The organism is Nocardioides ferulae, assembly GCF_003660455.1.
In the GTDB taxonomy this organism is placed as follows: domain Bacteria; phylum Actinomycetota; class Actinomycetes; order Propionibacteriales; family Nocardioidaceae; genus Nocardioides; species Nocardioides ferulae.
This window is the reverse complement of record NZ_QZVR01000016.1, coordinates 105780-129618: the sequence shown is the minus strand read 5'-3', so window position 1 is coordinate 129618 and position 23839 is coordinate 105780. Positions and strand designations below refer to the sequence as shown.

Sequence of the window (23839 nt, the reverse complement as noted above, 5' to 3'; positions counted from 1 at the left end):
GTCGCGCCCCCGACCTCCACGCAGCCCTCGACCGCATCCGAAGCGCCCTCACCGGCTGACCGGCCGGCACCTGGCACCCTGGTCGCCGTGAACGACGTCGTACGGTCCCTGGCCCTGTTCGTGCTGGCCGCCCTCGCCGAGATCGGCGGCGCCTGGCTGGTGTGGCAGGGAGTGCGCGAGCACCGCGGCTGGATCTGGATCGGCGCCGGGGTCATCGCGCTCGGCCTCTACGGGTTCGTCGCCACCCTCCAGCCCGACGCCCACTTCGGCCGCATCCTCGCCGCGTACGGTGGCGTCTTCGTGGCCGGCTCGCTGCTCTGGGGCACGGCGATGGACGGGTTCCGACCCGACCGGTACGACGTGACCGGGTCCCTGATCTGCCTGCTCGGCGTCGCGGTCATCATGTACTCCCCACGAGCCGCCTGAGCAGACAGAAGTCGGATGCCCCGCACCCCTACCGCCGCCGCACTCACCGAGGCGGAGCAGCACGCGCTCTACCGTCGCTCGCTGGCCGTCGTCGTCGTCTCCCAGGTCTTCGGCGGCGCCGGGCTCGCCGCCGGCGTCACCGTCGGCGCCCTGCTGGCCCAGGACATGCTCGGCGGCGAATCCGTCGCCGGACTGCCGGCCGCCCTGTTCACCCTGGGCTCCGCCCTCGCGGCGTTCACCGTCGGCCGGGTCTCGCAGCGGTCGGGGCGGCGCATCGGCCTCGCCGGCGGCTTCCTCGTGGGCGCCCTCGGGGCGATCGGCATCGTCGTGGCCGCGGTCGTCGACAGCCCCGTGCTGCTTTTCGCCGCGATGCTCGTCTACGGCTCCGGGACCGCCACCAACCTGCAGGCTCGCTACGCGGGCACCGACCTCGCCCCGCCGCAGAGTCGTGGCACCGCCGTGTCGGTGGCGATGGTGTCGACGACGTTCGGCGCGGTCGCCGGCCCCAACTCGGTCTCCGTGCTCGGCCGGTTCGCCGAGGAGCTCGGCCTGCCCGCGCTCACCGGGCCGTTCCTGCTCGCCGCCGTCGCCTACGGCCTCGCCGGGCTCGTGCTCTTCGCCTTCCTGCGCCCCGACCCGCTGCTGGTCGCCCGCGACCTGGCCAGCCGCGCGGCCGCAGCCCCCTCCGGCAGCGACGACGGTGCCGAGCCGGTCGACCATCCCGGGTCGCGGCGCGGCATCGCCGTCGGCGCCACGATCATGGTCCTCACCCAGATCGCGATGGTCGCGATCATGACGATGACGCCGGTGCACATGCGCCACCACGGCCACAGCCTGGGCGAGGTCGGCTTCGTCATCGGCATGCACATCGGCGCGATGTTCCTGCCCTCCCTCATCACCGGCCGCCTCGTCGACAGGCTCGGTCGCGTCCACATGTCCATCGCCTCGGCGATCACCCTGCTCGCCGCGGGCGTGCTCGCCGCAGTCGCCCCCGGCGACTCGATGGGGCTGTTGACGATCGCCCTCGTGCTGCTGGGCCTGGGCTGGAACTTCGGCGTGATCGCCGGCACCGCCCTCCTCATCGACGCTACCTCGCTCGCCGACCGGGCCCGCGTGCAAGGCAGCGTCGACGTCCTCATCGCCCTCGCCGGGGCGGGCGGCGGCGCGATGTCGGGGGTGGTCGTGGGGGCGAGCAGCTTCGCCACGCTCTCCCTGGCCGGGGGGCTGCTGGCGCTGCTGCTGGTGCCCGCCGTGGTGTGGCACCGTCAGGCGCCCGATCCGGCCCGGCCTGGGGCCTGACCGGCGCAACGACAGGGAGGAGTGCAGGTCGATGGAGGTCAACGGCTCGGTCGACGAGCGGTTCGCCGGGGTGCGCGAAGTGATGGCCGACGTCGTCGACTCTCAGCCAGGCACCGGGGCGTCGTGTGCGGTCTGGCACGACGGGGCCTGGGTGGTCGACCTGTGGGGCGGGTACGCCGACGCGGAGCGCACGCGGCCCTGGCAGCGTGACACCCTCGTCATGCCCTACTCGGTCACCAAGCCGTTCGCGGCGGTGGCCGTGCTGACCCTGGTGGAGCGAGGGTTGGTCGACCTCGACGCCCCGATGCAGCGCTATTGGCCCGAGTTGCGGGCGGTGACGACGGTGAGGGAGGTGCTGGCCCACCGGGCGGGAGTCGTCGCGCTCGACGCCGACGCGTCGGAGGAGGCCTTCTACGACTGGGAGCTGATGTGCTCCCTGCTCGCCGACCAGGAGCCCTCCTGGGCCCCCGGCACCGCCCACGGCGAATCGGCGCTCTTCTACGGCCATCTGCTCGGCGAGGTCGTCCGCCGCGTCGACGGACGCTCGCTCGGGCGGTTCCTGCGCGAGGAGGTCTGCGGCCCCCTGGGCCTGGACTTCCACGTCGGGCTCGGTGACGCGGAGGTGCGCCGGGTCGCCGACCTGACCGGCTTCTCCGCACGCTTCCAGGCCGCCCAGCAGCGCGGCACCGACCTCTACCTGCGCGGCGTGAACAACCCGCCCGGCGCGCGCGATCCCCGAGTGGTCAACAGCGAGCGCTGGCGCCGGGCCGAGGTGCCGGCGGTGAACGGGCACGGCACGGCCCGCGCGGTCGCCGGACTGTACGCCGCGCTGGCGCAGGGCCGGCTGCTCACCGACGAGCTGCGCGGCGAGCTCGCCCGCGGCCACGGTGTGGGGCCGGATCAGATGATGGGCGACGACCGCGCCTGGGGCCTCGGCGTCATCGTCGACGACGACGGCTTCGGCATGGGCGGTCTCGGCGGCAGCCTCGGCTGGTGGAGCGAGGTCGGCGGCTACGCCATCGCGTTCCTGACCGGCCACATCGGCGGCTACGGGCGCGCCGACCGGATCGAGGGCGCGGTGCGCGAGAGCCTGGGCCTACCCCCGCTGTGACTCCGCGACGCGGCCGAACCGCGCGAGGCAGTGCCAGACCCGCTTGACGTCCTGCGGGTCGTGTTGCCCCGACCGGGCCGCGTCCCCGACCACACGTGGGGTCAGCTCGGTGCCCAGGGAGCGCGCCAGGGCGCCCACCTCTTCCCCCCGATATGCCGAGTCGATCGCGTCGGAGGCGACCCGGAAGCCTGGGTGCATCTCCACCGCACACCCCAGGAGCCGGGCGGCCTCCTCCACCGGGGTGCCCGCGAAGCACGGGTCCAGCACCACCGCGTCGACGTCGGTCTCGAAGCGGACCCCGCCGTGCACGTGCGCCTCGACGCACTCGTCGAGGTCGTCGAGCCCGGACTCATCGGCCATCCGGCACAGGCGCTCGAGCAGCTCGGGCCCGCCGACGTCGACCGGTTCGAAGACCGAGTCGGGGAAGCAGAACGTCGAGCGCTCCGCCACCTCGGGCCGCAGCCGCAGGTACGCCGACCCGAAGCGGATCGCGCCGCCGTACGGGTCGCACCTACGGTTCCACGCGCCGTACACGGGGCGGTCGTCGGGCGGGGCGTTGTCGTAGCGGCCGCCGAACAACCGACTCTCCCACCGCCAGCGGTCGCCGCCCGGGTGCGCGGTCAGTCCCCCGTTGGAGATGCCGGTCTCGAACTGCGAGCGGTAGCGCCCGTCACGGGCCATCGACTCGATGACCAGGCCGTCCTCGTGCGGCCAGTCCGGGTGGAACTGCAGGGTGACCGTCGGCTGCGCCGCCGGCCCGTCGCTCATCGCGGAGCCTCCGCCTCATCGTCGTCCTCGACCAGCTCGCCCTCCCACGCCTCTCTGCCCTCGTGCACGGCGAACGCGGCGATCACGAACCCCGCGACCGGGTCGAGCCAGGCGGCACCGGTGAGCTGGAAGAGGCCGACGCCGGCCAGCGTCGAGACGCTGAGCAGCAGGCAGATCCGGGTCTCGGCGGCGTCGGCCAGGATCAGCGGGTCGCCGCCGAGCTGCTCGCCGACCCGCCGCTTCGCCGCCGCCAGGAACGGCATCACGATCACCGATGCGGCCAGCAGCACCAACGCGACGACCGAGGTGTCCGGTGTCTCCTCGTCCAGCAGGCCGCGCACCCCCTCGACGAGCACGTAGGCCGCGAGGACGAAGAACGTGACCGCGACGCCCTTGAGCGCGCGGCGCTCCCGCGCCTCGTCCGGGGCGCCGTGCCGCAGCCGCGCCGAGAGTCGCAGCGCGACCAGCACCGCGGCCGTCGACTCGATCGCGGAGTCGACCCCGAAGCCGACCACCGACACCAGGCCGGCCATCAGCCCGGCGGTGATCGCCACCGCGCCCTCGAAGACGTTGTAGCCGACGGTGAACCGGGCCAGCCACAGGCCGCGGCGGGTGAGCCGGCGCACCTCCTCGTCGGCGGCGTCGTACGTCTGTGTCTCTCCCACGCGAGCGATGGTGTCAGCGGCCCCGGCGCCGGACCAAACGACGCCCCGACCCCCGCGGGACGAGGCCCCCGCGGGCGGATGACCTTCGCCTCTGGCGCCGATCGTCGTGCGGTGCCATCGATGGAGGAGAGCCCGGCTGCCCCGAAGCCGGACGGGTGACGGAGAGGAGCCGACCATGCACACCAAGACTTGGACCGTCGAGGTGCTCATCACCGAGGACGAGGGCACCACCCGCGCGTTGGCCCGGCTCCACTCCGAGAGCGGGGCCGGTGAGCTGGTGGGACGCGGCAGCGCCCGGGTCAGCCCCGACGACCCCGACGTCCCCGAGATCGGCGACGAGCTCGCCGCCTCGAGGGCACTGACCGACCTGGCCGGTCAGCTGCTCGGCGTCTCGGCCGCGGACATCAGCGCGATCACCCACGAACGGGTGACGCTGGCCCGCTGACCGGATGCGTCAGTTGTGCTCGAAGTGCGTGACGGTCGCGTCCGGTCCGGGGAAGAACAGCGACTCGTGACCGTCGTCGGACCACCGCACGAAGTAGGGCGGCTCGCCGCCCTTGCCGCGGACCTCGAGGATCTCGCCGTCGCGGACGTGGTCGCCCACGTGCGTGCTGTGCACGACGATCAGGTCTCCGACCGAGGCATGCATGGGGGTCTCCTTCCTCCGGGTGCTCGGGCTCCGAATCGTCCCGAGACGGCGCCCGAGACAACCCGACGCTAGGGCGGCGATCCACGGCCCATCCAGAGGCCAAGGTCCTGTTGCCGGGGCCGGCTCCGGCCTCCGGAGGGGCCGCGACCGGGTCCCGGCCCGAGTCGGGACCACCCGGGACTTTCGGCCCGGGTGCGGCCGGGGGGCGGGGTGTCTGATGGTGGTGGGCGAGGAGAACCCGACACCGAGTTCCTAGGGCGCAGGTGGTTTCAGCCACCGGCCAAGACTCACACCCGTGTCAGACGGGGAGAGGTTCTCCTCGCCCCACATCGTTCTCGGCCAGGCCGTGGGGACGGTGCCGGGAGGGGCCGCGCAGCGGTGGCCCCTCCCGCCGCCGCCCATCAGTCCAGGCGCACCCGCTCCAGGTAGCGCGGCACCACGGCGTTCCACCCGAGCTGCTGCCCCAGCCGGTCGGCCAGCGCCGTCGAGGCGTCCGGCTCGCCGTGCACGACGTAGGCCACCGTCGGCGGCGGGCTGGTGGAGAGCCAGTCCACCAGCTGGCCGGCGTCGGCATGCGCGGAGAACCCGCCGACGTCGACGACCTCGGCCCGCACCGGGATGTAGCGGCCGTGGATCTTCACCTGCCGGGCGCCGTCGAGCAGCTGCCGGCCGCGGGTGCCGGGCACCTGGAACCCGGTCATGATCACCGCGTTCCGCCGCTCGGGCAGCTGGTGCTCGAGGTGGTGCAGCACCCGGCCCCCGCTGGCCATGCCCGAGGCGGAGATCAAGATCGCGGGCCCGCGGGCCTCGTTGAGGGTCTGCGACTCGTACGGGCTACGCACCAGGCGCAGCCGGCCCGGGTCGAAGGGGTTCCCAGCCTCGCGCAGCGCCGGACGCATCTCCGAGGCCGGGTCGGTCAGCGCCCGGCGATAGATCGCCAGGGCGTCGAGCGCCATCGGGCTGTCCACGTGCACGGGCACGTCCGGCACCTCGCCGGCGGCGATGAGTCGTTGGATCCGGTGCAGCAGCATCGCGGTCCGGTCGACGGCGAACGCGGGCAGCAGCGCGATCCCGCCGCGGCCCAGGGTGCGCCGCAGGGCGACGGCCAGGTCGTGATCGCCCTCGCGCTGATGCGACCGGTCGCCGTAGGTTGATTCGACCACGACCACGTCGACGGCGCCGAGCTCCTCCGGCGGCAGCAGCAGCGGATGGTCGGGGCGGCCCAGGTCGCCGCTGAACGCGATCCGCAGGCCGTCGTAGCCGAGCTCGACCCACGACGAGCCGAGGATGTGACCGCCACGGTGCAGGGTGAGGGTGAGGCCCCCGGGCAGCTCCCGGGGTTGTAGCCAGGGCAGCGTCTCGATCAGCGCCAGCGCCCGCTCCGCGTCGCGGGTGTCGAACAGCGGCAGCGGCGGCTGGTGCCGCGAGGTGCCGCTGCGCGCGGCGTACTCGGCGTCCCGCTCCTGCAGGTGGGCGGCGTCGCGCAGCACCAGCCCGGCCAGCAGAGCGGTGTTGGGGGTGCACACGACCGGGCCCTGGAAGCCCTCCCGGACCAGCCGGGGCAGGTAGCCGCAGTGGTCGAGGTGGGCGTGGGTGAGCACCACGGCGTCCACCGTGCGCGGGTCGACGGTGAGCTCCTCCCAGTTGCGTCGGCGCCACACGCGGTCGCCCTGGAACAGCCCGCAGTCGACGAGCACCCTGTGCCCGCGGCTCTCGAGCAGGAACTTGCTGCCGGTCACGGTCCCCGCGGCCCCGAGGAAGGTCAGGGACAGCGGTGCCCGGTCGGTGCGGCTCTGCTCGGTCATGGTGCTCACTCCTCCTGAGGTGGACGGTGGGTGCGGGCCGGATCGCCGGGGCGACCAGGCGAGGCGTCGGTGCGGCTCCGGTGGACGCCGAGAGCGACCAGCGACGCTCCGAGCAGGCTGGCGCCGGCCACCAGCAGCACCCCGGCGGCGCCGATCGAGCCGTCGGTCCAGTCGAGCAGCGCCTCGGGCGCGACCAGGGTGGTGCCGACCACGCCGAGCACGAGGTACGCCGCGGCGTGACCGCGGGCGTAGGCAGCGAAGGCCGCGACGGCCACGGCGAACGTCAGCGAGTAGCCCAACCAGGCGGCGAGCTCCATGGTCAGCTGCGCACCGATCAGGGTGAGCACGCACCCCACCGCCTGTCCGATCTGCCGCTCCCGCCACCAGCCGCGCTCGGTGATCACCAGCCACGCGGCGCCCACGACCAGCAGGACCACGCCCTGGGTGCCGGCGATCTCGTGCCAGCCCAGGCCCTCCAGGACGAAGCCCGAGAGCAGGAACACCGACCAGGCCGCGGCCAGCTGCCCGAACGCGGTGGGGGCGATCAGGTAGCCGGCCAGGGAGCCCAGCAGCAGGGTCGCCGAAGCGGACATCCCGATCAGGTAGCCGCGCTCCTCGAGCGGACCGTCGCGCTCGACGAGGTGGATGGACAGCACCAGGACGGCGCCGGCGGCCGCGCCGGCCGACCCGGTCAGCAGCAGCCCGGCCAGATGACGGCGCAGCGTCGAGGCGTCCGTGCGCAGCCGGCGGATCCCGCCACCCGTGATCCCGACGCCCAGCCCCGCCCCGCACAGGAGCAGGGAGGTCGCGGCCAGCAGCGCCGCGCGGGTCGCGACGGAGAGCTCCGGCCACTGCTGCGCCACGAAGACGAAGACCGCGGCGATCAGCAGCCCGGCGCCGGCGAACCCGGCGACCTCGGCCAGGGTGCGCCGCAGTCCACCGGCTGCGGGGAGCGACGACCGGCTCCCACCCAGCTCCCGGTCGATCACGTCGGCCGCGAGCTGTCGCTGGTTCGGTGCCAGCAGCCCGGAGTCGACGAGGGCCGCGACCAGCCCCGGCGTGTGCGGATCGTGCACCGGACGATGTGGCGTGCTGAGGGCCATGACGACCTCCCGGTGGTGCGGGACCGCCTACGGGTCCCGCCTCCAGTCGAGCACCTGGGGCAGAAGCGGCGCCAGAGTCCTCGGTCCCGACCAGCAGGCCATGGGGAGGGTCAGCGCGTGGGCGAGGCTCTCGGCGGGTCGAGGCAGACCGCCACCAGGGTGCCTGGACGCTCGCCGGTGAAGACCGCCCAGCCCTCGTCGAAGGTGACCGTGCGCAGCCGCCCGGCATCGGTGCGGACCACCGCGCCCGCCGGCTGGGCGGCGGCACCGAACCCGGTGGCCGAGCAGCGGTGCAGACGCATCGTGCGCTCCGCCTCGGTGACGGCCGCGTCGGCGCGGCCGAGGTCGGGGCGGCGCGGCTCGACCGTCTGCGAGGCGCTCATCCAGGCACCCGTGGTGACGCTGAGCAGCGCGCCGACCGAGGCGGCCTTGGCGATCGTCAGACCGAGCGCCACCCGACGCGGAGGTGCGCTCCGTCGGTGCTTGGCCATCGTGTCTCCCCAGGACGCCGGGTCGGGGCGCTTGGTCGCCCGTCGGTGTCTGCCTCAACGACGAACACCGGTGGCGGTCACGACCCGGATCGTGGCCGCCGTCGCCGCCGGGCCCCCGGTCGGCCAGGATGGCGTCATGACCTGGTTCTCCTCGCCCGCCGACGCCGAGACCCGCCTCGAGGCGGCCGGCTACCTCGCCGACGCCGCGACGGCGACCACCGCCTACCTGGCCGGCGTGCTCGGCAAGCCGCTGCTGATCGAGGGGCCGGCGGGCGTCGGCAAGACCGAGCTGGCCAAGGCCGTGGCACGGTCGACGGACGCCGAGCTGGTGCGGCTGCAGTGCTACGAGGGGCTCGACGAGGCTCGCGCACTCTACGAGTGGAACTACAAGAAGCAGCTGCTGCGGATCCAGGCCAGCGCGGGTGACACCGCGTGGGAGGAGACCCACGACGGGATCTTCACCGAGGAGTTCCTGCTCTCCCGGCCCCTGCTCACCGCGATCCGCCGGGAGGAGCCGACGGTACTGCTCGTCGACGAGGTCGACAAGACCGACGTCGAGGTCGAGGGGCTGCTGCTCGAGGTGCTCTCCGACTTCCAGGTGACCATTCCCGAGCTGGGCACGGTCGCGGCGGTGCGCCGGCCGTTCGTGGTGCTCACCTCCAACGCCACCCGCGAGCTCTCCGAAGCCGTGAAGCGGCGCTGCCTCTTCCTCCACCTGGACTACCCCGACGCCGATCGCGAACGCGACATCGTGCTCTCGCAGGTGCCCGACCTCGAGCGCAAGGTGGCCGACCAGCTGGTCGCCACGGTCGCGCGGCTGCGCGAGCTGGAGCTGAAGAAGGCGCCCTCGATCGCGGAGTCCATCGACTGGGCGCGCACCCTGATCGCGCTCGAGATCGGGGACCTCGACGAAGCCGCTGTCGCGGGCACGCTGGGCGTGGTGCTCAAGCACGCCTCCGACCACGACCGCGCGGTGCGCGAGCTGCGCCTGGCCCGCGCCCGGTGAGCGGCCCGCGATGACGCTGCTCGGGTCGCACATCGCCTTCGTCGAGGCGCTGCGCGGAGCCGGACTCCCCGTCTCCCTGGCCGAGGGCCTCGACGCCGTCACCGCGCTCGGCGCCGTCGGCTGGCACGACCGCGACACCGTGCGGGCGGCGTACGCGGCGACGCTGGTCAAGCGGGAGGCGCAGCGGCCCACCTTCGACACCCTCTTCGACCTCTACTTCCCGCGGCTCGTCGGCGAGGGGGACCGCGCGACCAGCGACCCGGCCCACGGCGAGGGGGACCCCGCGGCCCGGGTGCGCGACAACGCCGCCGCGCTCACCGCGCTGCGCGAGCGGCTGGTCGAAGCGCTGACCGCGGGGGAGGAGCAGGCGATGCGGGACCTCGCGGTCGACGCGGTCGCCCGGTTCGGCTCGATGCCCGGCCGCGGCCCCGGTCTCTCGTCGTGGTCGGCCTACACCGCGCTCCAGCGGGTCTCGCCCGCCGAGCTGACCGAGCAGATCGTGCGCGGCCTGCTCGCGACCGGGTTGCCCGAGGAGCAGGCGCGACGCGAGGCGGGACGCCGGGTGGGCGCGTGGACGGCTCTGGTCGAGGAGGACTCCCGTCGCCGGATCGCCGAGGAGAAGGGCGTCGAGCACGTCGCGCGCACCACCGTGCGACCCACCCTGGACCGGCTCGACTTCCTCTCCATGCGCCGCACCGACCTGGAGGAGATGCGACGGCAGATCTATCCGCTGGCCCGGCGGCTGGCCACCCGGCTGACCCAGGAGCACCACGCGCACCGCCGCGGGGCACTCGACTTCCGCCGCACGGTGCGCGCCTCGATGTCCACCGGAGGGGTGCCGATGGCGACCCACCACAAGCCGAAGCGCCCGCACCGCACCGAGCTGGTCGTGCTCTGCGACGTCAGCGGGTCGGTGGCGAACTTCGCCCAGTTCACGCTGCTCCTGGTGTTCGCGCTGCGCGACCAGTTCCAGAAGGTGCGCGCGTTCACGTTCGTCGACCACGTGCACGAGGTCACCCACCACTTCCGGCCCGGCGCCGACGTCGCCGACGTGATGGCCGAGCTCGCGGCGAGTACCGCCCAGGCGGCCCTGTGGGGGCGCACGAACTACGGTCGGGCGTTCACGAAGTTCGCCGAGCTGCACCCCGACGCGCTCGGGCCGCGCTCCTCGCTGCTGATCCTGGGCGATGCCCGCTCCAACTACAGCGACCTCTCGCTGCCGGCGCTGCGCGACCTGGCCGGCGCCGCCCGACACGCCTGGTGGCTCAACCCCGAGCACCGCCGGCACTGGGACACCGGCGACTCGGCCGCGACGGCGTACGGCGGGGTCGTGCCGATGGTCGAGTGCCGCAACCTCACCCAGCTCTCGGAGTTCGTGCACGACATCCTGTGAAGCCCGGCTACTGACCCGTAACCGTCGCCGCGTCGTGCTCGTTGGCCACGAGAGTCCACGACCGAGGAGCGACGATGAGCCGCAACCCCGTCCGCCGAGCCCTGGTGGCCCTGACGAGCGCGCTGCTGGCGCTGGGACTGGTGCTGGGGGTGGCGCCCCTGGGCCCGGCGTCGGCCGCCGGCGGCGACGCGCCGGCCGGTGGCGAGGGACTGCGCCGGGTGGTCTTCGTCGGCAACAACTGGGACGGCACCGCCGACATCCTCGACGCCCGGACCTTCGAGCAGCTGCGCCGCGTGAACATCGTCCCCGACCGCGCGGCCCGGATGCAGGAGATCGCCACCAACCCCTACCGGCTGGCCTACTTCCTGGCGATCCGGCAGCTGATCGGGGAGGGCCACGACCAGCTCGTCGACGACATGTACTCCTCGCTCGACGGCCGGCTGCTGATCGTCTCGAGGCCCTCGTTCGCCGACGTCGTGGCCATCGACCTGGCCACCGAGAAGATCGCCTGGCGGTTCCCGGTGAAGGGGGTGCGCTCGGACCACATGGCGCTCTCCCCCGACGGCACCAAGGTCGTGGTGAGCGCCTCCACCGGCAACGTGGTGCACGTGCTGCGGGTCAGCGACGGCGAGGAGGTCGGCCGGTTCCCCTCGGGTGGCTCACCGCACGAGAGCACGTTCATCGACGGCGGCAAGAAGATCCTGCACGCCAGCATCGGCATGGTCTACAGCCCGCTCGACGACCCCGCCCTCGACGCCACCAAGCAGGAGCGGGTGCTGCAGATCGTCGACGCCGAGACCTACGAGGTCGAGCGCCGCTACAACCTGCGCGCCGCCCTCGACGAGCGGGGGATGACCGAGACCAGCACCGCGGTCCGTCCGATCACGCTCTCGCCGGACGAGAAGAAGTTCTACTTCCAGCTCTCCTTCCTGCACGGCTTCGTCGAGATGGACCGGGCCAGCGGCGAGATCACCCGGGTCAAGCGGCTGCCCAACCTGATCCCCGACGTGCCGCGCGAGCTCTACCTGCTCGACTCCGCCCACCACGGCATCGCGATGAACCCCGCCGGCACCAAGCTCTGCGTCGCCGGCACCATGTCGGACTACGTCACGCTGGTCGACGCCCGCACCTTCGAGCACGGCAAGATCCGGCGCCGGGCCGACGGCAAGCCCTACTGGGTCACCCCCAGCTGGAACGGCAAGCACTGCTACATCTCCTGGAGCGGCCTCGACTCGGTCTCGAAGATCTCCTACCGCACCGGCAAGATCGTGCGCACCACCGAGGTCGGCGACCACCCGCAGCGGGTGCGCAACGGCGTCGTCGCTCGGGGGCTGGTGGGCTAGGGCCCGGCCGTCAGGAGAGGTACGCCGCGAGGCGGCGCAGCGCCTCGGAGATGTCGGCGCCCTGGCCGGCGAAGCTGAGCCGCACGAAGCGGGACCCGTCGACGGTGTCGAAGTCGACGCCCGGCGCGACGCCGACGCCGGTGCGGGCCAGCAGGTCGCGGGCGAAGACCATCGAGTCCTCGGTGAGGTGGCCCACGTCGGCGTAGACGTAGAACGCCCCGTCGGCCGGCGCCAGCCGGTCGATGCCGAGGGCGGCCAGGCCGTCGAGCAGCAGCCGGCGGTTGGCGGCGTAGCGGCGCACGTGCCCGTCGAGCTCGGCGTACGTCGTGTCGTCGAAGGCCGCGAGACAGGCGCGCTGGGCGAGCACCGGCGGGCAGATCGTGAAGTTGCCGGTGAGCACGTCGACCGCCCGGCGCAGCCGCGGCGGCACCAGCATCCAGCCGATCCGCCAGCCGGTCATCGAGAAGTACTTCGAGAACGAGCTGAACACCACGGCCTCGCGGCTGGTCTCCCAGGCGCTGCGGGCCAGCGGCGGGTGCCCGTCCAGCGGCGCGTACTCGATGCCGTGGTAGATCTCGTCGGAGATCAGCTGCACCCCGTGCTCCTCGCACCAGGCGGCGAGCGCCGCCAGCTCGGCGGGCAGCAGCATGGTGCCGGTGGGGTTGGCGGGGCTGGCGACGACCAGGCCCTTGAGGTCGGGGATCTCCGCGACCTGCGCCACGGTCGGCTGGAAGCGGGTGTCGGGACCGGTGGGGATCTCAACGACCTCGCACCCCAGCGCCGACAGCACGTTGCGGTAGCAGGGGTAGCCCGGCCGCGCCATCGCCACCCGGTCGCCCACCTCGAACGCCGCGAGGAACGCCAGCAGGAACCCGCCGCTGCTGCCGGTGGTGACGACGACGTCGTCGGCACCGACCTCGATCCCGTGGCTGCGCCGGTGGTGGCCGGCGATCGCCTCGCGCAGTTCCAGGATCCCGCTGGCGGGGGTGTAGCCGAGCGGGTCGCTGCCGCCGAGCAGCCGGATCGCCTCGTCCCGCACCGGCGCCGGTGCCCCGGTGCTGGGCTGGCCGGCCAGCAGGTTGACCAGGTCGCCGTGCGTGCGCTGCCGCTCGGCGCCCGCCGCCAACAGGTCCATCACGTGGAAGGGGGGCACGTTGGCGCGGGTGGCGACGGTGAACCGGTCGGCGGGCGTCATGGGGTCAGTCTGCCCCGCCCCGCCCCGCCCCGGAGCGGCGCGCGGTCAGGACCTGGTCGGCTGCTCGGCGTGGACCGTCCCACCCAGTTCGACGAACTCGGCCCGGATGTCGTGGCTGATCTTCATCGAGCAGAACTTCGGACCGCACATCGAGCAGAACTGCGCGGTCTTGGCGTTCTCGGCCGGCAGCGTCTCGTCGTGGAAGGCCTCGGCCGTGACCGGGTCGAGCGAGAGCGCGAACTGGTCGTGCCACCGGAACTCGAACCGGGCCCGCGACAGGGCGTCGTCCCAGTCCCGCGCCCCGGGGTGCCCCTTGGCCACGTCGGCCGCATGGGCGGCGAGCTTGTAGGTGATCACGCCGGTCTTCACGTCGTCGCGGTCCGGCAGGCCGAGGTGCTCCTTGGGGGTGACGTAGCAGAGCATCGCGGTGCCGTGCATGGCGATCGTGGCCGCGCCGATCGCGGAGGTGATGTGGTCGTAGCCGGGGGCGATGTCGGTGGCCAGCGGACCGAGCGTGTAGAACGGCGCGCCGTGGCACCAGTCCTGCTGGAGCCGCACGTTCTCCTCGACCAGGTGCAGCGGCACGTGCCCGGGCCCCTCGACCATCACCTGCACGTCGTGCTCCCAGGCCCGCGTGGTCAGCTCGGCGAGGGTGCGCAGCTCGGACAGCTGGGCCTCGTCGTTCGCGTCGGCGGTCGACCCCGGGCGCAGGCCGTCGCCGAGTGAGAAGCTGACGTCGTAGCGGGCGAACAGCTCGCAGAGCTCGTCGAAGTGGGTGTAGAGGAAGTTCTCCTGGTGGTGGGCCAGGCACCACCCGGCCATGATCGACCCGCCGCGGGACACGATGCCGGTGACCCGCTCGGCGGTCAGCGGCACGTAGCGCAGCAGCACACCGGCGTGGATCGTCATGTAGTCGACGCCCTGCTCGCACTGCTCGACGACGGTGTCCCGGAAGATCTCCCAGGTCAACCGGTCGGCCTGACCGCCGACCTTCTCCAGCGCCTGGTAGATCGGCACGGTGCCGATCGGCACCGGGCTGTTGCGGATGATCCACTCGCGAGTGGTGTGGATGTCGTCGCCGGTGGAGAGGTCCATGACCGTGTCGGCGCCCCAGGTCACCGCGTGGGTGAGCTTGTCGACCTCCTCGGCGATCGAGGAGGTGACCGCGGAGTTGCCGATGTTGGCGTTGACCTTCACCAGGAACCGCCGGCCGATGATCATCGGCTCGGACTCGGGGTGGTTGACGTTGGCGGGGATGATCGCCCGTCCGGCGGCCACCTCGGTGCGGACCAGCTCGACGTCGCACTGCTCGCGCGCGGCGACGAAGCGCATCTCTGGGGTGATGATGCCGGCGCGGGCGTAGGCCAGCTGGGTGACGGTGCGCCCGGCGACCGCACGACGCGGCGCGCGCTGCTCGCCTCGCCAGCCGCCGGGCGCCTCGCCGCGCCGGATCGTGGCCCGGCCGTCGTCGAGGAGCTGGGGGCGGCGACCGGGGTAGGTCTCGGTGTCGCCGCGGTCCTCGATCCACGCCGCGCGGCGTGGTGGCAGCCCGACCGCCGGGTCGGCGCCCGGGCCCTCGGTGCAATAGCGGTCGAAGGTCTCGCCGTTGGTCAGGGCGACGCGGGTGCGGGGGACGGCGAGATCGCCGACCTCGATCCGGGTGTGGGCGGGGTGGACGGGCACGGTGGGGCTCCTTCGTGGTGGGGGTGGATGTGCGCGACCGGGCCCCGGCCGCGGCCGAGGGTCCAGTGCCGGCCGAGGCCCAGCTGGGCGACGACGTACGCCGCCGCGGACCGGGCCGCGGCGGGCAGGGCCAGTCCGTGGGCGAGGTGGGCGGCCAGGGCGGCCGAGTAGGTGCAGCCGGTGCCGTGGTCGTTGTCGGTGTCCACGACCGCGTGCTCGATCCGGACGGTGGGCCGGCTGGGCAGGCAGAGCTGGTCCGCCAGGCCGCCGCCGGTGCGGATCACCGGTGTGCCGTGGTCGCGGCCCAGCACGTCGTCCTCCTCGGCGTTCGGGGTGCTGACGGTGGCGACCGGCAGCAGGTGGCTGCGGTAGGCGCGCACCACCGACTCGTCCGCGAGCACCGCGCCCGAGGTGGCGACCAGGACCGGGTCGACCACGAGCAGGCGCCCGGCGCAGCGCTCGGCGACGAGGCGGACGATCTCGGGGTCGGCGAGCATCCCCGTCTTCACGGCGATCGGGTCCAGGTCCTCGAGCACGGCGTCGAGCTGGGCGGCCACGACGTCGAGCGGCACCGGGTGGATCGCGCGCACTCCGGTGGTGTCCTGGGCGGTGACCGCGGTGACGACGCAGGCGCCGTGGACACCGAGCGCGGAGAAGGTGGCCAGGTCGGCGGCGACTCCCGCGGCTCCGCCGGAGTCGGTGCCGGCGATCGTGACGACGACGGGCGGGTTCATGCCGTCACCGCCCGGAGCAGGGCCGCCGCGGTGGCGGCCGGGTCGTCGGCTCGCATCAGCGAGCCCATCACCGCGACACCGTGCGCACCGGCTCGCCGTGCGGCGGCGGCGTTCTCCGGGCCGATCCCGCCGAGCGCGAAGACCGGCAGGCGGTGGCCGGCCAGGGCACCGGACGGGAGCGGCGGGCCGTAGCCGGGCTTGCTCGGCGTCCGGGCGTACGGCGACAGCGTCGCCCACGACGCGCCCTGAGCGGCCGCCTGGCCCACCTCGGACCGGGAGTGGCAGGAGCGGCCCCACGCCAGGCCGCTCGCCCCGTCCGGGCGTGGCTGGCCGGCGGCGAGGTGCACGCCGGGGCAACCCGGCAGCGGCCGGCGGGCAGCAAGGACCGTCAGCCCGAGCGGAGCCAGCCGCAGGGCCAGCGTTGCCCGCCGGGCATCGTCGAGGTCGAGCTCACGCAGCACCACGTGGGTGATCCCGGCGTCCGCGCAGGACGCCAGCACCGACTCGAGGCCGCGGCCGGCTGGGACGAGCGTGCGGTCGGTGAGCACGAGCACCCGCGGCAGGGCCGTCATCGGACTCTCCCGGTCGTCGGGCTGGAGGCACGGGCGGAGGCACGGCGCGGGATCCGACCCGCCCCCCTGGCCAGGAGGCCGGCCTCGACGGCCAGGCGCATGGCCCGGGCCATCGTCACCGGGTCCTCCGCCCGGGTGACCGCGGTCGCCACCAGCACCGCGTCGCAGCCGAGCTCCATCGCGAGCGCGGCGTCGCTCGCGGTCCCGACTCCGGCGTCGAGCACCACCGGGACGTCGACCGCGGCGCGGACCGCCTCGATGGCGTGCGGGTTCAGCACGCCCAGTCCGGAGCCGATCGGCGACCCCAGCGGCATCACGGCGGCGCACCCGGCGTCGACCAGGCGCCGGGCGACCACCGGGTCGTCGTTCGTGTAGGGCAGCACCGTGAATCCGCGTCGGACCAGCTGCTCCGCGGCGTCCAGGAGCTCCACGACGTCGGGCAGCAGCGACGTCTCGTCGCCGATCACCTCCAGCTTCACCCAGTCCGTGCCGAGCGCCTCCCGGGCGAGCTCGGCGGTCAGCACCGCCTCGCCCGCGGACAGGCAACCGGCCGTGTTCGGCAGCAGCCGGATGCCGGCCCGCTGGAGGGTGGCCAGCAGCCCGCCCTCAGCCGGCGACGAGGTGCGCCGCATGGAGACGGTCACCAGCGCCGGCTCTGCGGCCGCGAGCAGCGGGTCGACCAGGGAGACGCGGGGCAGACCACCGGTGCCGAGGAAGAGTCGCGAGGGGAGCGTCTGCCCGCCGATCTCGAGGCTCATCCGCCCTGCACCGCCGTGACCAGCTCGACGACGTCGCCGTCGACGAGAGCGTGCCGTGACCAGTCGTCGCGGGGGACGACCTGCGCGTTGACGGCGACCGCGACACCGGAGGGGCGGCGATGGTCGAGCCGGAGGGCCAGCAGGTCCGCCACGGTGACCGCGGTCACCGCGACGACCTCACCGTTGAGTCTGATCGTCGTCATCGTCGTCCTCTCTCGAAGCGTCGGGGGTCGACCGCCGGCTCGACGGCCCCGGAGTCCAGGTGGTCCGCGACCAGCGCCGCCGTCAACGGCGCGAGCAGCACGCCGTGGCGGTAGTGCCCGGCCGCGAGCAGCACACCGTCGCGTCCGCTGGGGCCGATGAGCGGCAGCCCGTCGAGCGTCGCGGGGCGGTCGCGCGCTGCCGTCTCGACGAGCTCGGCCCGGTCGAGGGCGGGCCACAGCCGCCGGGCCGCCGTCAGCAGCCGCAGCACTCCGCCGGCGGTGACGATCGGCGGCGCCGCGTGCTCCTCGCTGGTCGCGCCGACGACGACCTCGCCGTCGTCGCGAGGAACCAGGTAGACCGGCTCGCCACCGATCCAGCCGCGGACCGTCCGGGTCGGTGGGTCGCTGCTGCGCAGCCGGAGGATCTCTCCGCGCACCCCGCGGACCAGCCCGGTCCAGGGCTCGGGCAACCGCGACCCCGTCGCGACGACCGTGACGTCCGGGCTCGCCGGGTCGTCGGGCACGACCGGCACCCTGCGCAGCAGCGCCGCGCAGACCGCGCGCGGGTCGACGCTCGACTCGGTCTCGATCAGTGCCCCGCCCGCGACCCGCGTCAACCCGGGCTCGAGGGCGGCGACGCCGCGACGGTCGAGCAGGTCGGCCGGCGTCGCGTGCCGGGCCAGCAGCGCGACCTGGCGCTCCACCTGTTGCAGGTCGCCGGCGTCGTACCCGACGAGGAGGGTGCCGCCCTGCCGTCGCTCGACGCGGAGCCGGTCGGCGAGCGCCGGCCACAGCGCCAGCGAGGCCGTCCCGAGCCGGAGCAGGTCCGCCTCGCCGTGCCACACCTCGGTGGCCGGGCTGAGCATCCCGGCGGCGGCGTAGGACGCACCGGCGGCCGGACTGCGGTCGACCACGGTCACGGCGTGGCCGCGCCGCTGCAGCTCCTCGGCGACGCTCAGGCCGACGATGCCGGCGCCGAGCACCCGGACGCGCAGCCCGCTCACGCGATCGCCGTGAGCAGCTCCTCTGCCGCCTGCACCGGATCCGGATGTCGCCAGAGCCCGCCGATCAGGGCGATGCCGTCGGCCCCGGCCGCCAGCGCGCTCGGCGCCCCGGCCGCGGTGATGCCGCCGATCGCCACCACGGGGAGCACGCCGGTGGCCGCCCGCAGCCCGGCGAGGCCGAGGGGCGCGGGCAGCCCGTCCTTGCTCGTGGTGGCGAACACCGGGCCGACGCCCGCGTAGTCCGCGCCGCCGGCGGCGGCCAGTTCCACCTCCGGCAGCGAGCGGCAGGTCGCGCCGATGACCAGCTCGGGCGCGAGCCGCCGGGCGGCCTCGACCGGGAGGTCGCGGGCGCCGAGGTGCACCCCGTCGGCGCCGGCGGCGACGGCGACGTCCACCCGGTCGTCGACGGTCACCACGGCACCGGCGGGCCGGACCGCGTCGACGACGATGCGGGCGAGCTCGACGAGCTGACGGGTGTCGGAGTCCTTGCACCGCACCTGGAAGCCGTCGACGCCGGCGGCCGCCAGCCGGGGCAGCAGCGAGAGGTCCTCGCGGCCGGAGACGAGGCAGGTCAGCAGGGGGACGGGACGCACGGATCGCTGCACGGTGGCTCCTTCGCTTCCTTCGCCGGTATGAGCCGGATCAGGTTCGACGGTCGGAGCGGCTACAGCTCCCTCTCAGCCCGCTGCCGCGGACTCCCGTGGGTGGATGCCAAGCACGCTAACAGAGCGGCCGGTGGTCAGTCACGGCTCGCTGCGGCCCGCCCTGCCCGTCGGCCGAAGAACGACCCCTCGCCGAGCTGGGTGCCCGAGCAGTAGCCGTTGCCGTCCTGGGCGATGTTGGAGGCGCAGGCCCCGGCAGCGAAGAGGCCGGGCACCTCGGTGCCGTCGTCGTGCAGGACCCGGCCGTCGAGGTCGGTGCGCAGCCCGCCGAGGGTGAACCCGGCGTAGAGCGCGGTGCCGAGGGTGAGGTCGAAGACGCCCCACGGGCCCTGGTCCTGCGGCGCGAGCCAGTCCGGGTGCTTGTGCAGGTCGGGGTCCTCGCCGCGGGCGGCGTGCTCGTTGTAGCGGGCCAGCGTGGCGACCAGCGACCCCTCGGGCAGCTTCAGCTCGCGCTCCATCTCCTCGACGGTCTCGAACCCGTCGAGGAGGGGGACCAGCCCCATCCGCTGCTCGGCCATGTGCTCGCTGTCGACGATGAGGTACGCCGCGGCGTCCGGCTGGTGCAGCACGTGGTACGACGTGCGGGCGTGGTAGCTGTCCTCGGCGACGAAGCGCCGGCCGAGCTTGTTGACGATCAGCCCCTTCACCAGCGACGAGGGCGGGTAGAACGGCGCGGTGATGAACGGCTCGTCCATGTGCTTGAGCTGACCGCCGACCGAGGCGCCGAGCCGGATGCCCAGCCCGTCGTCGTAGGTGGAGCCGAGCGTGAACAGCTTCGAGCCGAGGGCCGGGGTGTGCTCGCTGACCATGTCGGGGTTCATCACGAAGCCGCCGGCGGCGACGACCACCGCGTGCGCGCGCAGCACGCCGGTCTCGCCGAACGAGCGCCAGCCCACGCCGACGACGCTGCCGGAGTCGTCGGCGACCAGGTTCGTCACCCCGGTCTCGTAGCGGACGGCGACGCCGGCCTCGGCGAGCCGCTCGACGAGCAGGTCCATCACGAGCTTGGCGCCCTCGGTGTCCCCGGGCACCGGCACCTTGTGCCCGCGCGGGGCGGGCCGGGCCTGGTCGCGGTAGGGCCAGACCTTCTCGTTGCCGGTGAACATCAGGCCCTCGGTCTTCGGCTGGATCACCGCCTTGCCGGGGAAGAAGGACCGCTCGAACTCGAACCCGAGCGCCTCCAGCCAGTCGAAGTGCTCCACGGAGCCGTCGCAGTAGGCCCGGATCTTGTCGAGCTCGGGCTCCAGCGAGTTCGCGACGAGGTAGTCGTACATGTCGTCGGGGGTGTCGTCGTGGCCGGTGGCCACCTGCACGGCGGTGCCGCCGCCGAGGTAGAAGTGGCCGCCGGCCATGACCGTGGTGCCGCCGGGGACGGCGGCCCGCTCCAGCACCAGCACCCGCGCGCCGGCGCGGGCGGCCTCGAGGGCAGCGCAACCGCCGGCGATGCCGAGGCCGACGACCACGACGTCCCAGGTCTCGGCGTCGCCGGGCAGCGCGTCGGCGGGGAGGACGGCGGGCAGCGCGGTGCCCTTCGCCTCGCCCGGAAGGGGGGTGCTGGAGGTCATGGGCGCCAGCGTAGGGCCGAACTAGAACAAGTTCCAGTTCGATGGTCGATACACTGCGGCCCCGGAGGTCTCGGCAGGCTCGACCACCGGGATGCCCGCCGCCTACCGCCGAGGTGACATGAGCTTCGACGTCCACCAGCTCGACCTGTTCCTGCTGGTCGGGTCCGGGGTGCTGCTCCTCGCGGTGCTCGCGGTGCGCGCCTCGACCCGGGCCGGCCTCCCCAGCCTGCTGATCTACCTGCTGATGGGCGTGCTCCTGGGCGAGTCGGCGCTCGGCATCCAGTTCGAGGACGCCGAGCTGGCTCACGCGCTCGGCTTCGGTGCCCTCGTGGTGATCCTGGCCGAGGGTGGCCTCACCACCAACTGGCGCGAGATCAAGCCTTCGATGCGGCTCGGCGTCGCGCTCGCCACCATCGGCATGAGCGTCTCGGTGGCCGTGGTCGCCGTCTCTGCCCACTTCCTGCTCGGTCTCTCCTGGCAGATCGCGATCCTGCTGGGCGCGGCCACGTCCGCGACCGACGCGGCCGCGGTGTTCTCGGTGCTGCGCACGGTGCCGCTGCCCCGCCGGCTCACCGGCGCGCTCGAGGCGGAGTCGGGCCTCAACGACGCACCCACGATCGTGCTGGTGGTGCTGGTCTCCACCGGAGCCGCCGCCGAGCAGGGGCCGCTGGCGATGGGGCTGACCATCCTGTTCGAGCTGGTGGTGGGCGTGCTCGTCGGCCTGGGCGTCGGGTTCGGCGGCGGCTTCCTGATGCGGCGGGCGGCGCTGCCGTCCTCGGGCCTCTACCCGATCGCGGTGGTCTGCCTGACCGTCTTCGCCTACGGCGGCGGCGTCGCGCTGCACGCCTCCGGCTTCGCCGCCGTCTACGTCGCGGCGCTGGTGCTGGGCAACTCCGAGCTCCCGCACCGGGCGGCCACCCGCTCCTTCGCGGAGGGGATCGCCTGGATCGCGCAGATCGGCCTCTTCGTGATGCTCGGACTGCTCCTCTCGCCGAGCCGGATCACCTTCGAGATCGTCGGGCTGGCGCTCGCGGCCGGACTGATCCTCACCTACGTCGCGCGGCCGCTGTCGGTGCTGGCCAGCGCGGTCGTGCAGCCGATGCCGTGGCGCGAGCTGACGTTCCTGTCCTGGGCCGGGCTGCGCGGCGCGGTGCCGATCGTGTTCAGCACGATCCCCCTCGCGGAGGGTGTCGACGGCTCCCAGAAGCTCTTCGACATCGTCTTCGTGCTCGTCGTCATCTACACGCTGCTCACCGGACCCACGCTGCCGCTGGTGGCCCGGGTCCTCGGCGTGGCGACACGAGACGAACCGCGCGGCTACGAGCTCGAGGCCGCACCGCTGGAGCGGGTGGACGCCGACATGCTGCAGGTCTCGATCTCGCCCGGCTCGCGGATGCACGGCGTCGAGGTGGGAGAGCTGCGGCTGCCCAAGGGGGCCTCGGTGACCATGGTGATCCGGGACGGAGAGACGCTCGTGCCCGAGCGGCGTACCGTGCTGCGCCACGGCGACGACCTGCTGATCGTGACGCCGCGCCGGCTGCGGGAGCAGACCGAGGCCCGGCTGCGGCTGGTCAGCGTGCGCGGCCGGCTGGGCCGCTGGACCGACGAGAAGCCGCCGGCCTGACTGCTACTCGACGACCGGCCCGCACACCCGGGCGGGTGCCGCCGCGGCCACCGACTGCCGCCCCTTGCGCAGCTTGTCGAACTTGTCCCCGACGACGACCACGACGCCGGGGAAGGCGCTGCTGCGGGCGAGCACGGGGACCTTCTTGCCGAGGCGGCTGCGCACCAGCCGGACGGCGGGGTTGTCGGGCTCGTCGCTCCAGATCTGGGCCCGGGCGATGTCGGCGTCGTCGGGTGCGTTGCCCAGCTCGCCCTGGTCGAACCCCTGGTTGGCCAGCTTGCCCATGACGTCTCCGGCCAGGCCGGAGCGCTCGCCGGCGTTGAGCACGCTCACCGTGACCTGCTCGGGGAAGACCCGCTCGCCCTCGGCGATGTCGACCATCGTGCACACCTCGGGCTCGGTCTTCCCCGGGAACGGCTCGGTCACCGCGGACCAGCCCCAGACCGCCCCGACCGCCAGCAGCAGGGCGAGGACGACCATGGTGACGGTGGTCCTGGCCCCGGCCGAGAGCTGCTCAGCCAAGGCCGGCCTCCTGGGCGCCCGCGCGGGTCAACGAGTCGGCGATCGTGTGCACCCGCGCATGGAGGACGTGGCGCTGCTGCAGCGCCGCGCGCAGCGCCCGGTGCAGGCCCTCCTCGAGATAGAGCTCGCCGCGCCACTCGACCACGTGCGCGAACAGGTCGCCGTAGAACGTGGAGTCCTCGTCGAGCAGCGCGGCGAGCTGCAGGGTGTCCTTGGTGGTGACCAGCTGGTCGAGGCGGATCTGTCGCGGCGGCAGCGCAGCCCAGGCCCGGGAGGTCATCCCGTGCTCGGGGTAGGGGCGCCCGTCACCGACGCGCTTGAAGATCACGCGGCGAGTCTAGGCCGTGTCACCAGCCAGCACCCCCGGCCGCCTGCGGACCGACGCGGATCTCGCGGTCGGGCGGGCTCACCCGGTCACACGCACCAGCGCACCGAGTCGTCGACGAGGTCGGCCAACGCGTGGACCCCGCGCAGGTCGTCGCGCTCGGCCATCAGCCGGGCCAGCGCTCGCGAGTGCCGCAGCCGCAGCGCGCTCCCGCGGGCGGCGACGGGGTCGAGCTCGGTGCCGGCGTTGGTGGTGGGGTGTTCCATCGTTGCCTCCTCGGGGGACGGGGCGCCGGAGTGCGGCGCCGGTGCGGCCCGGTGTGGTGGGCCCAGGAGACACTGTGGACAGCCCAGATCGCCGGGAGGTTGACCCCTGGTTACGGGCTTGTCTCACTGACAGGTGATCCGGCTCACGCCGCCTCGCCCGCCCGCCTACGGTGCCTGGCGTGAACCACGACCTTCCCGGAGCCGACGCCGACACGGCGGCCATCTGCCAGCTCAAGTACCGCTACCTGCGCACCCTGGACACCAAGCAGTGGACGGAGTTCGAGGACTGCTTCGTGCCCGAGGTGACCGCCGACTACAACGGCCTGGTGTTCGCGGACCGGGCGAGCCTGGTGGGCTACATGCGCGAGCAGATGACCGAGGGCATGATCACGATGCACCAGGCACACCACCCGGAGATCACCGTGGACGGCGACCGGGCCACCGGCCGGTGGTACCTCCAGGACCGGGTGGTGGTGCCGGCGTTCTCGTTCATGCTCGAGGGGGCGGCGTTCTACGAGGACGCCTACGTGCGCACCCCGGACGGCTGGCGGGTCGCCCACACCGGCTACCGGCGTACCTTCGAGATGACCTACGACCTGCGCGACCTGCCCGGGCTGAAGGTGAAGGGCCCCGGCGAGCACACGCACGTCTGAAGCGAGCCGGGGCC

The 23839-nt window shown here is 73.7% G+C and carries 27 protein-coding genes and 1 riboswitch; of the genes, 9 read left to right on the top strand and 18 right to left on the bottom strand.

Annotated elements, in window-relative coordinates; genetic code table 11:
* The first annotated feature begins 87 nt into the window (after positions 1-87).
* Genes D6B71_RS16740 through D6B71_RS16730 form a run of 3 tightly spaced genes read left to right on the top strand, consistent with a single transcriptional unit; the run spans position 88 to position 2836 of the window.
* Positions 88-426 carry a YnfA family protein gene (locus tag D6B71_RS16740; protein WP_121257139.1) on the top strand — a complete coding sequence of 113 codons (339 nt, stop codon included), beginning with the start codon at positions 88-90 and terminating at the stop codon, positions 424-426.
* A gap of 15 nt (positions 427-441) precedes the next feature.
* On the top strand, positions 442-1725 hold the full coding sequence (locus D6B71_RS16735; protein WP_121257137.1) for an MFS transporter: 1284 nt from the start codon (positions 442-444) through the stop codon (positions 1723-1725).
* Between the two features lie 31 nt (positions 1726-1756).
* Positions 1757-2836, top strand: a complete 1080-nt coding sequence (locus D6B71_RS16730; RefSeq protein ID WP_121257135.1) for a serine hydrolase domain-containing protein — start codon at positions 1757-1759, stop codon at positions 2834-2836.
* Here the strand turns inward: D6B71_RS16730 and D6B71_RS16725 are convergent.
* Positions 2822-3604 (bottom strand): DUF3626 domain-containing protein, encoded by a 783-nt coding sequence (locus tag D6B71_RS16725; protein WP_121257133.1) that lies wholly within the window; start codon positions 3602-3604, stop codon positions 2822-2824. The two genes, D6B71_RS16730 and D6B71_RS16725, sit on opposite strands and share 15 nt — an antisense overlap.
* Positions 3601-4269: a cation diffusion facilitator family transporter gene (locus tag D6B71_RS16720; protein WP_121257131.1), complete on the bottom strand. Its 669-nt coding sequence runs from the start codon at positions 4267-4269 to the stop codon at positions 3601-3603. The genes D6B71_RS16725 and D6B71_RS16720 overlap by 4 nt, the downstream gene beginning before the upstream one ends.
* A gap of 175 nt (positions 4270-4444) precedes the next feature.
* Between D6B71_RS16720 and D6B71_RS16715 the strand changes: the two genes are divergently transcribed.
* Positions 4445-4714, top strand: coding sequence for a DUF1876 domain-containing protein (locus tag D6B71_RS16715; RefSeq protein WP_121257129.1), 270 nt, complete (start codon positions 4445-4447; stop codon positions 4712-4714).
* Positions 4715-4723: 9 nt separating this feature from the next.
* Here D6B71_RS16715 and D6B71_RS16710 read toward each other — a convergent pair whose 3' ends face one another.
* The 4 genes from D6B71_RS16710 to D6B71_RS16695 all read right to left on the bottom strand — a co-directional run bounded on the left by D6B71_RS16710 (position 4724) and on the right by D6B71_RS16695 (position 8317).
* Positions 4724-4918, bottom strand: coding sequence for a DUF1918 domain-containing protein (locus D6B71_RS16710; protein ID WP_121257127.1), 195 nt, complete (start codon positions 4916-4918; stop codon positions 4724-4726).
* 401 nt (positions 4919-5319) lie between these two features.
* The gene (locus D6B71_RS16705; protein ID WP_121257182.1) at positions 5320-6723 is read right to left on the bottom strand and encodes an MBL fold metallo-hydrolase RNA specificity domain-containing protein; all 1404 of its coding nucleotides are present in this window, start codon (positions 6721-6723) and stop codon (positions 5320-5322) included.
* Between the two features lie 5 nt (positions 6724-6728).
* Positions 6729-7799 (bottom strand): hypothetical protein, encoded by a 1071-nt coding sequence (locus D6B71_RS16700; RefSeq protein ID WP_126688300.1) that lies wholly within the window; start codon positions 7797-7799, stop codon positions 6729-6731.
* A gap of 137 nt (positions 7800-7936) precedes the next feature.
* Positions 7937-8317 (bottom strand): hypothetical protein, encoded by a 381-nt coding sequence (locus tag D6B71_RS16695; protein WP_126688299.1) that lies wholly within the window; start codon positions 8315-8317, stop codon positions 7937-7939.
* 136 nt (positions 8318-8453) lie between these two features.
* On the opposite strand from D6B71_RS16695, the gene D6B71_RS16690 reads away from it, so the two are divergent.
* The 3 genes from D6B71_RS16690 (at position 8454) to D6B71_RS16680 (ending at position 12059) form a co-directional block, all read left to right on the top strand.
* Positions 8454-9323 carry an AAA family ATPase gene (locus D6B71_RS16690; RefSeq protein WP_121257181.1) on the top strand — a complete coding sequence of 290 codons (870 nt, stop codon included), beginning with the start codon at positions 8454-8456 and terminating at the stop codon, positions 9321-9323.
* A 10-nt stretch (positions 9324-9333) separates the two neighbouring features.
* Positions 9334-10716 (top strand): vWA domain-containing protein, encoded by a 1383-nt coding sequence (locus tag D6B71_RS16685; RefSeq protein ID WP_121257121.1) that lies wholly within the window; start codon positions 9334-9336, stop codon positions 10714-10716.
* A 74-nt stretch (positions 10717-10790) separates the two neighbouring features.
* Positions 10791-12059, top strand: coding sequence for a YncE family protein (locus tag D6B71_RS16680; RefSeq protein ID WP_121257119.1), 1269 nt, complete (start codon positions 10791-10793; stop codon positions 12057-12059).
* Positions 12060-12069: 10 nt separating this feature from the next.
* Here D6B71_RS16680 and D6B71_RS16675 read toward each other — a convergent pair whose 3' ends face one another.
* From D6B71_RS16675 to D6B71_RS16635, 9 genes are all read right to left on the bottom strand, one after another.
* Complete coding sequence (locus tag D6B71_RS16675; RefSeq protein WP_121257117.1) at positions 12070-13254, bottom strand: pyridoxal phosphate-dependent aminotransferase; 1185 nt, start codon at positions 13252-13254, stop codon at positions 12070-12072.
* Positions 13255-13299: 45 nt separating this feature from the next.
* Positions 13300-14937 carry a phosphomethylpyrimidine synthase ThiC gene (thiC, locus tag D6B71_RS16670; protein WP_121257115.1) on the bottom strand — a complete coding sequence of 546 codons (1638 nt, stop codon included), beginning with the start codon at positions 14935-14937 and terminating at the stop codon, positions 13300-13302.
* Positions 14865-15671 (bottom strand): hydroxymethylpyrimidine/phosphomethylpyrimidine kinase, encoded by an 807-nt coding sequence (locus D6B71_RS16665; RefSeq protein ID WP_121257113.1) that lies wholly within the window; start codon positions 15669-15671, stop codon positions 14865-14867. The genes thiC and D6B71_RS16665 overlap by 73 nt, the downstream gene beginning before the upstream one ends.
* Positions 15668-16243 (bottom strand): thiamine phosphate synthase, encoded by a 576-nt coding sequence (locus D6B71_RS16660; protein ID WP_121257111.1) that lies wholly within the window; start codon positions 16241-16243, stop codon positions 15668-15670. The genes D6B71_RS16665 and D6B71_RS16660 overlap by 4 nt, the downstream gene beginning before the upstream one ends.
* Positions 16240-17001 (bottom strand): thiazole synthase, encoded by a 762-nt coding sequence (locus D6B71_RS16655; RefSeq protein ID WP_121257109.1) that lies wholly within the window; start codon positions 16999-17001, stop codon positions 16240-16242. Before D6B71_RS16655 ends, D6B71_RS16660 begins: the two co-directional genes overlap by 4 nt.
* Positions 16998-17204 (bottom strand): sulfur carrier protein ThiS, encoded by a 207-nt coding sequence (gene thiS, locus D6B71_RS16650; protein ID WP_121257107.1) that lies wholly within the window; start codon positions 17202-17204, stop codon positions 16998-17000. The genes D6B71_RS16655 and thiS overlap by 4 nt, the downstream gene beginning before the upstream one ends.
* A complete protein-coding gene (locus tag D6B71_RS16645; protein WP_206051806.1) occupies positions 17201-18208 on the bottom strand; it encodes an FAD-dependent oxidoreductase in 1008 nt (335 codons plus the stop codon). The genes thiS and D6B71_RS16645 overlap by 4 nt, the downstream gene beginning before the upstream one ends.
* Entirely contained in the window at positions 18205-18813 is a 609-nt protein-coding gene (gene thiE / locus D6B71_RS16640) for a thiamine phosphate synthase (RefSeq protein WP_206051805.1), read from the bottom strand. The genes D6B71_RS16645 and thiE overlap by 4 nt, the downstream gene beginning before the upstream one ends.
* Positions 18811-18920: riboswitch (TPP riboswitch) on the bottom strand. (Overlaps the previous gene by 3 nt.)
* A 27-nt stretch (positions 18921-18947) precedes the next feature.
* Complete coding sequence (locus tag D6B71_RS16635) at positions 18948-20435, bottom strand: FAD-binding protein (RefSeq protein ID WP_121257105.1); 1488 nt, start codon at positions 20433-20435, stop codon at positions 18948-18950.
* Positions 20436-20553: 118 nt separating this feature from the next.
* Between D6B71_RS16635 and D6B71_RS16630 the strand changes: the two genes are divergently transcribed.
* Positions 20554-22059 carry a potassium/proton antiporter gene (locus D6B71_RS16630; protein ID WP_121257175.1) on the top strand — a complete coding sequence of 502 codons (1506 nt, stop codon included), beginning with the start codon at positions 20554-20556 and terminating at the stop codon, positions 22057-22059.
* A gap of 3 nt (positions 22060-22062) precedes the next feature.
* On the opposite strand, the gene D6B71_RS16625 is transcribed toward D6B71_RS16630, so the two are convergent.
* The 3 genes from D6B71_RS16625 to D6B71_RS22890 form a co-directional block, all read right to left on the bottom strand.
* Positions 22063-22581 carry a LytR C-terminal domain-containing protein gene (locus D6B71_RS16625; protein WP_121257103.1) on the bottom strand — a complete coding sequence of 173 codons (519 nt, stop codon included), beginning with the start codon at positions 22579-22581 and terminating at the stop codon, positions 22063-22065.
* Positions 22574-22909 carry a type II toxin-antitoxin system VapB family antitoxin gene (locus D6B71_RS16620; protein WP_121257101.1) on the bottom strand — a complete coding sequence of 112 codons (336 nt, stop codon included), beginning with the start codon at positions 22907-22909 and terminating at the stop codon, positions 22574-22576. Before D6B71_RS16620 ends, D6B71_RS16625 begins: the two co-directional genes overlap by 8 nt.
* Before the next feature lie 86 nt (positions 22910-22995).
* Entirely contained in the window at positions 22996-23172 is a 177-nt protein-coding gene (locus tag D6B71_RS22890) for a hypothetical protein (protein WP_164519709.1), read from the bottom strand.
* A gap of 179 nt (positions 23173-23351) precedes the next feature.
* Between D6B71_RS22890 and D6B71_RS16615 the strand changes: the two genes are divergently transcribed.
* Positions 23352-23825, top strand: coding sequence for a nuclear transport factor 2 family protein (locus tag D6B71_RS16615; RefSeq protein WP_164519708.1), 474 nt, complete (start codon positions 23352-23354; stop codon positions 23823-23825).
* The last annotated feature ends 14 nt before the right edge of the window (positions 23826-23839 follow it).

Bases quoted from the DNA above. Each gene is read 5' to 3' on its own strand.
- D6B71_RS16705 (WP_121257182.1), bottom strand. From the start codon at position 6,723: ATGACCGAGCAGAGCCGCACCGACCGGGCACCGCTGTCCCTGACCTTC.
- D6B71_RS16680 (WP_121257119.1), top strand. From the start codon at position 10,791: ATGAGCCGCAACCCCGTCCGCCGAGCCCTGGTGGCCCTGACGAGCGCG.
- D6B71_RS16635 (WP_121257105.1), bottom strand. From the start codon at position 20,435: ATGACCTCCAGCACCCCCCTTCCGGGCGAGGCGAAGGGCACCGCGCTG.
- D6B71_RS16630 (WP_121257175.1), top strand. From the start codon at position 20,554: ATGAGCTTCGACGTCCACCAGCTCGACCTGTTCCTGCTGGTCGGGTCC.
- D6B71_RS16730 (WP_121257135.1), top strand. From the start codon at position 1,757: ATGGAGGTCAACGGCTCGGTCGACGAGCGGTTCGCCGGGGTGCGCGAA.
- D6B71_RS16665 (WP_121257113.1), bottom strand. From the start codon at position 15,671: ATGAACCCGCCCGTCGTCGTCACGATCGCCGGCACCGACTCCGGCGGA.
- D6B71_RS16675 (WP_121257117.1), bottom strand. From the start codon at position 13,254: ATGACGCCCGCCGACCGGTTCACCGTCGCCACCCGCGCCAACGTGCCC.
- D6B71_RS16695 (WP_126688299.1), bottom strand. From the start codon at position 8,317: ATGGCCAAGCACCGACGGAGCGCACCTCCGCGTCGGGTGGCGCTCGGT.
- D6B71_RS16715 (WP_121257129.1), top strand. From the start codon at position 4,445: ATGCACACCAAGACTTGGACCGTCGAGGTGCTCATCACCGAGGACGAG.
- D6B71_RS16735 (WP_121257137.1), top strand. From the start codon at position 442: ATGCCCCGCACCCCTACCGCCGCCGCACTCACCGAGGCGGAGCAGCAC.
- thiS (WP_121257107.1), bottom strand. From the start codon at position 17,204: ATGACGACGATCAGACTCAACGGTGAGGTCGTCGCGGTGACCGCGGTC.
- D6B71_RS16655 (WP_121257109.1), bottom strand. From the start codon at position 17,001: ATGAGCCTCGAGATCGGCGGGCAGACGCTCCCCTCGCGACTCTTCCTC.
- D6B71_RS16690 (WP_121257181.1), top strand. From the start codon at position 8,454: ATGACCTGGTTCTCCTCGCCCGCCGACGCCGAGACCCGCCTCGAGGCG.
- D6B71_RS16710 (WP_121257127.1), bottom strand. From the start codon at position 4,918: ATGCATGCCTCGGTCGGAGACCTGATCGTCGTGCACAGCACGCACGTG.
- D6B71_RS22890 (WP_164519709.1), bottom strand. From the start codon at position 23,172: ATGGAACACCCCACCACCAACGCCGGCACCGAGCTCGACCCCGTCGCC.
- D6B71_RS16660 (WP_121257111.1), bottom strand. From the start codon at position 16,243: ATGACGGCCCTGCCGCGGGTGCTCGTGCTCACCGACCGCACGCTCGTC.
- D6B71_RS16725 (WP_121257133.1), bottom strand. From the start codon at position 3,604: ATGAGCGACGGGCCGGCGGCGCAGCCGACGGTCACCCTGCAGTTCCAC.
- D6B71_RS16685 (WP_121257121.1), top strand. From the start codon at position 9,334: ATGACGCTGCTCGGGTCGCACATCGCCTTCGTCGAGGCGCTGCGCGGA.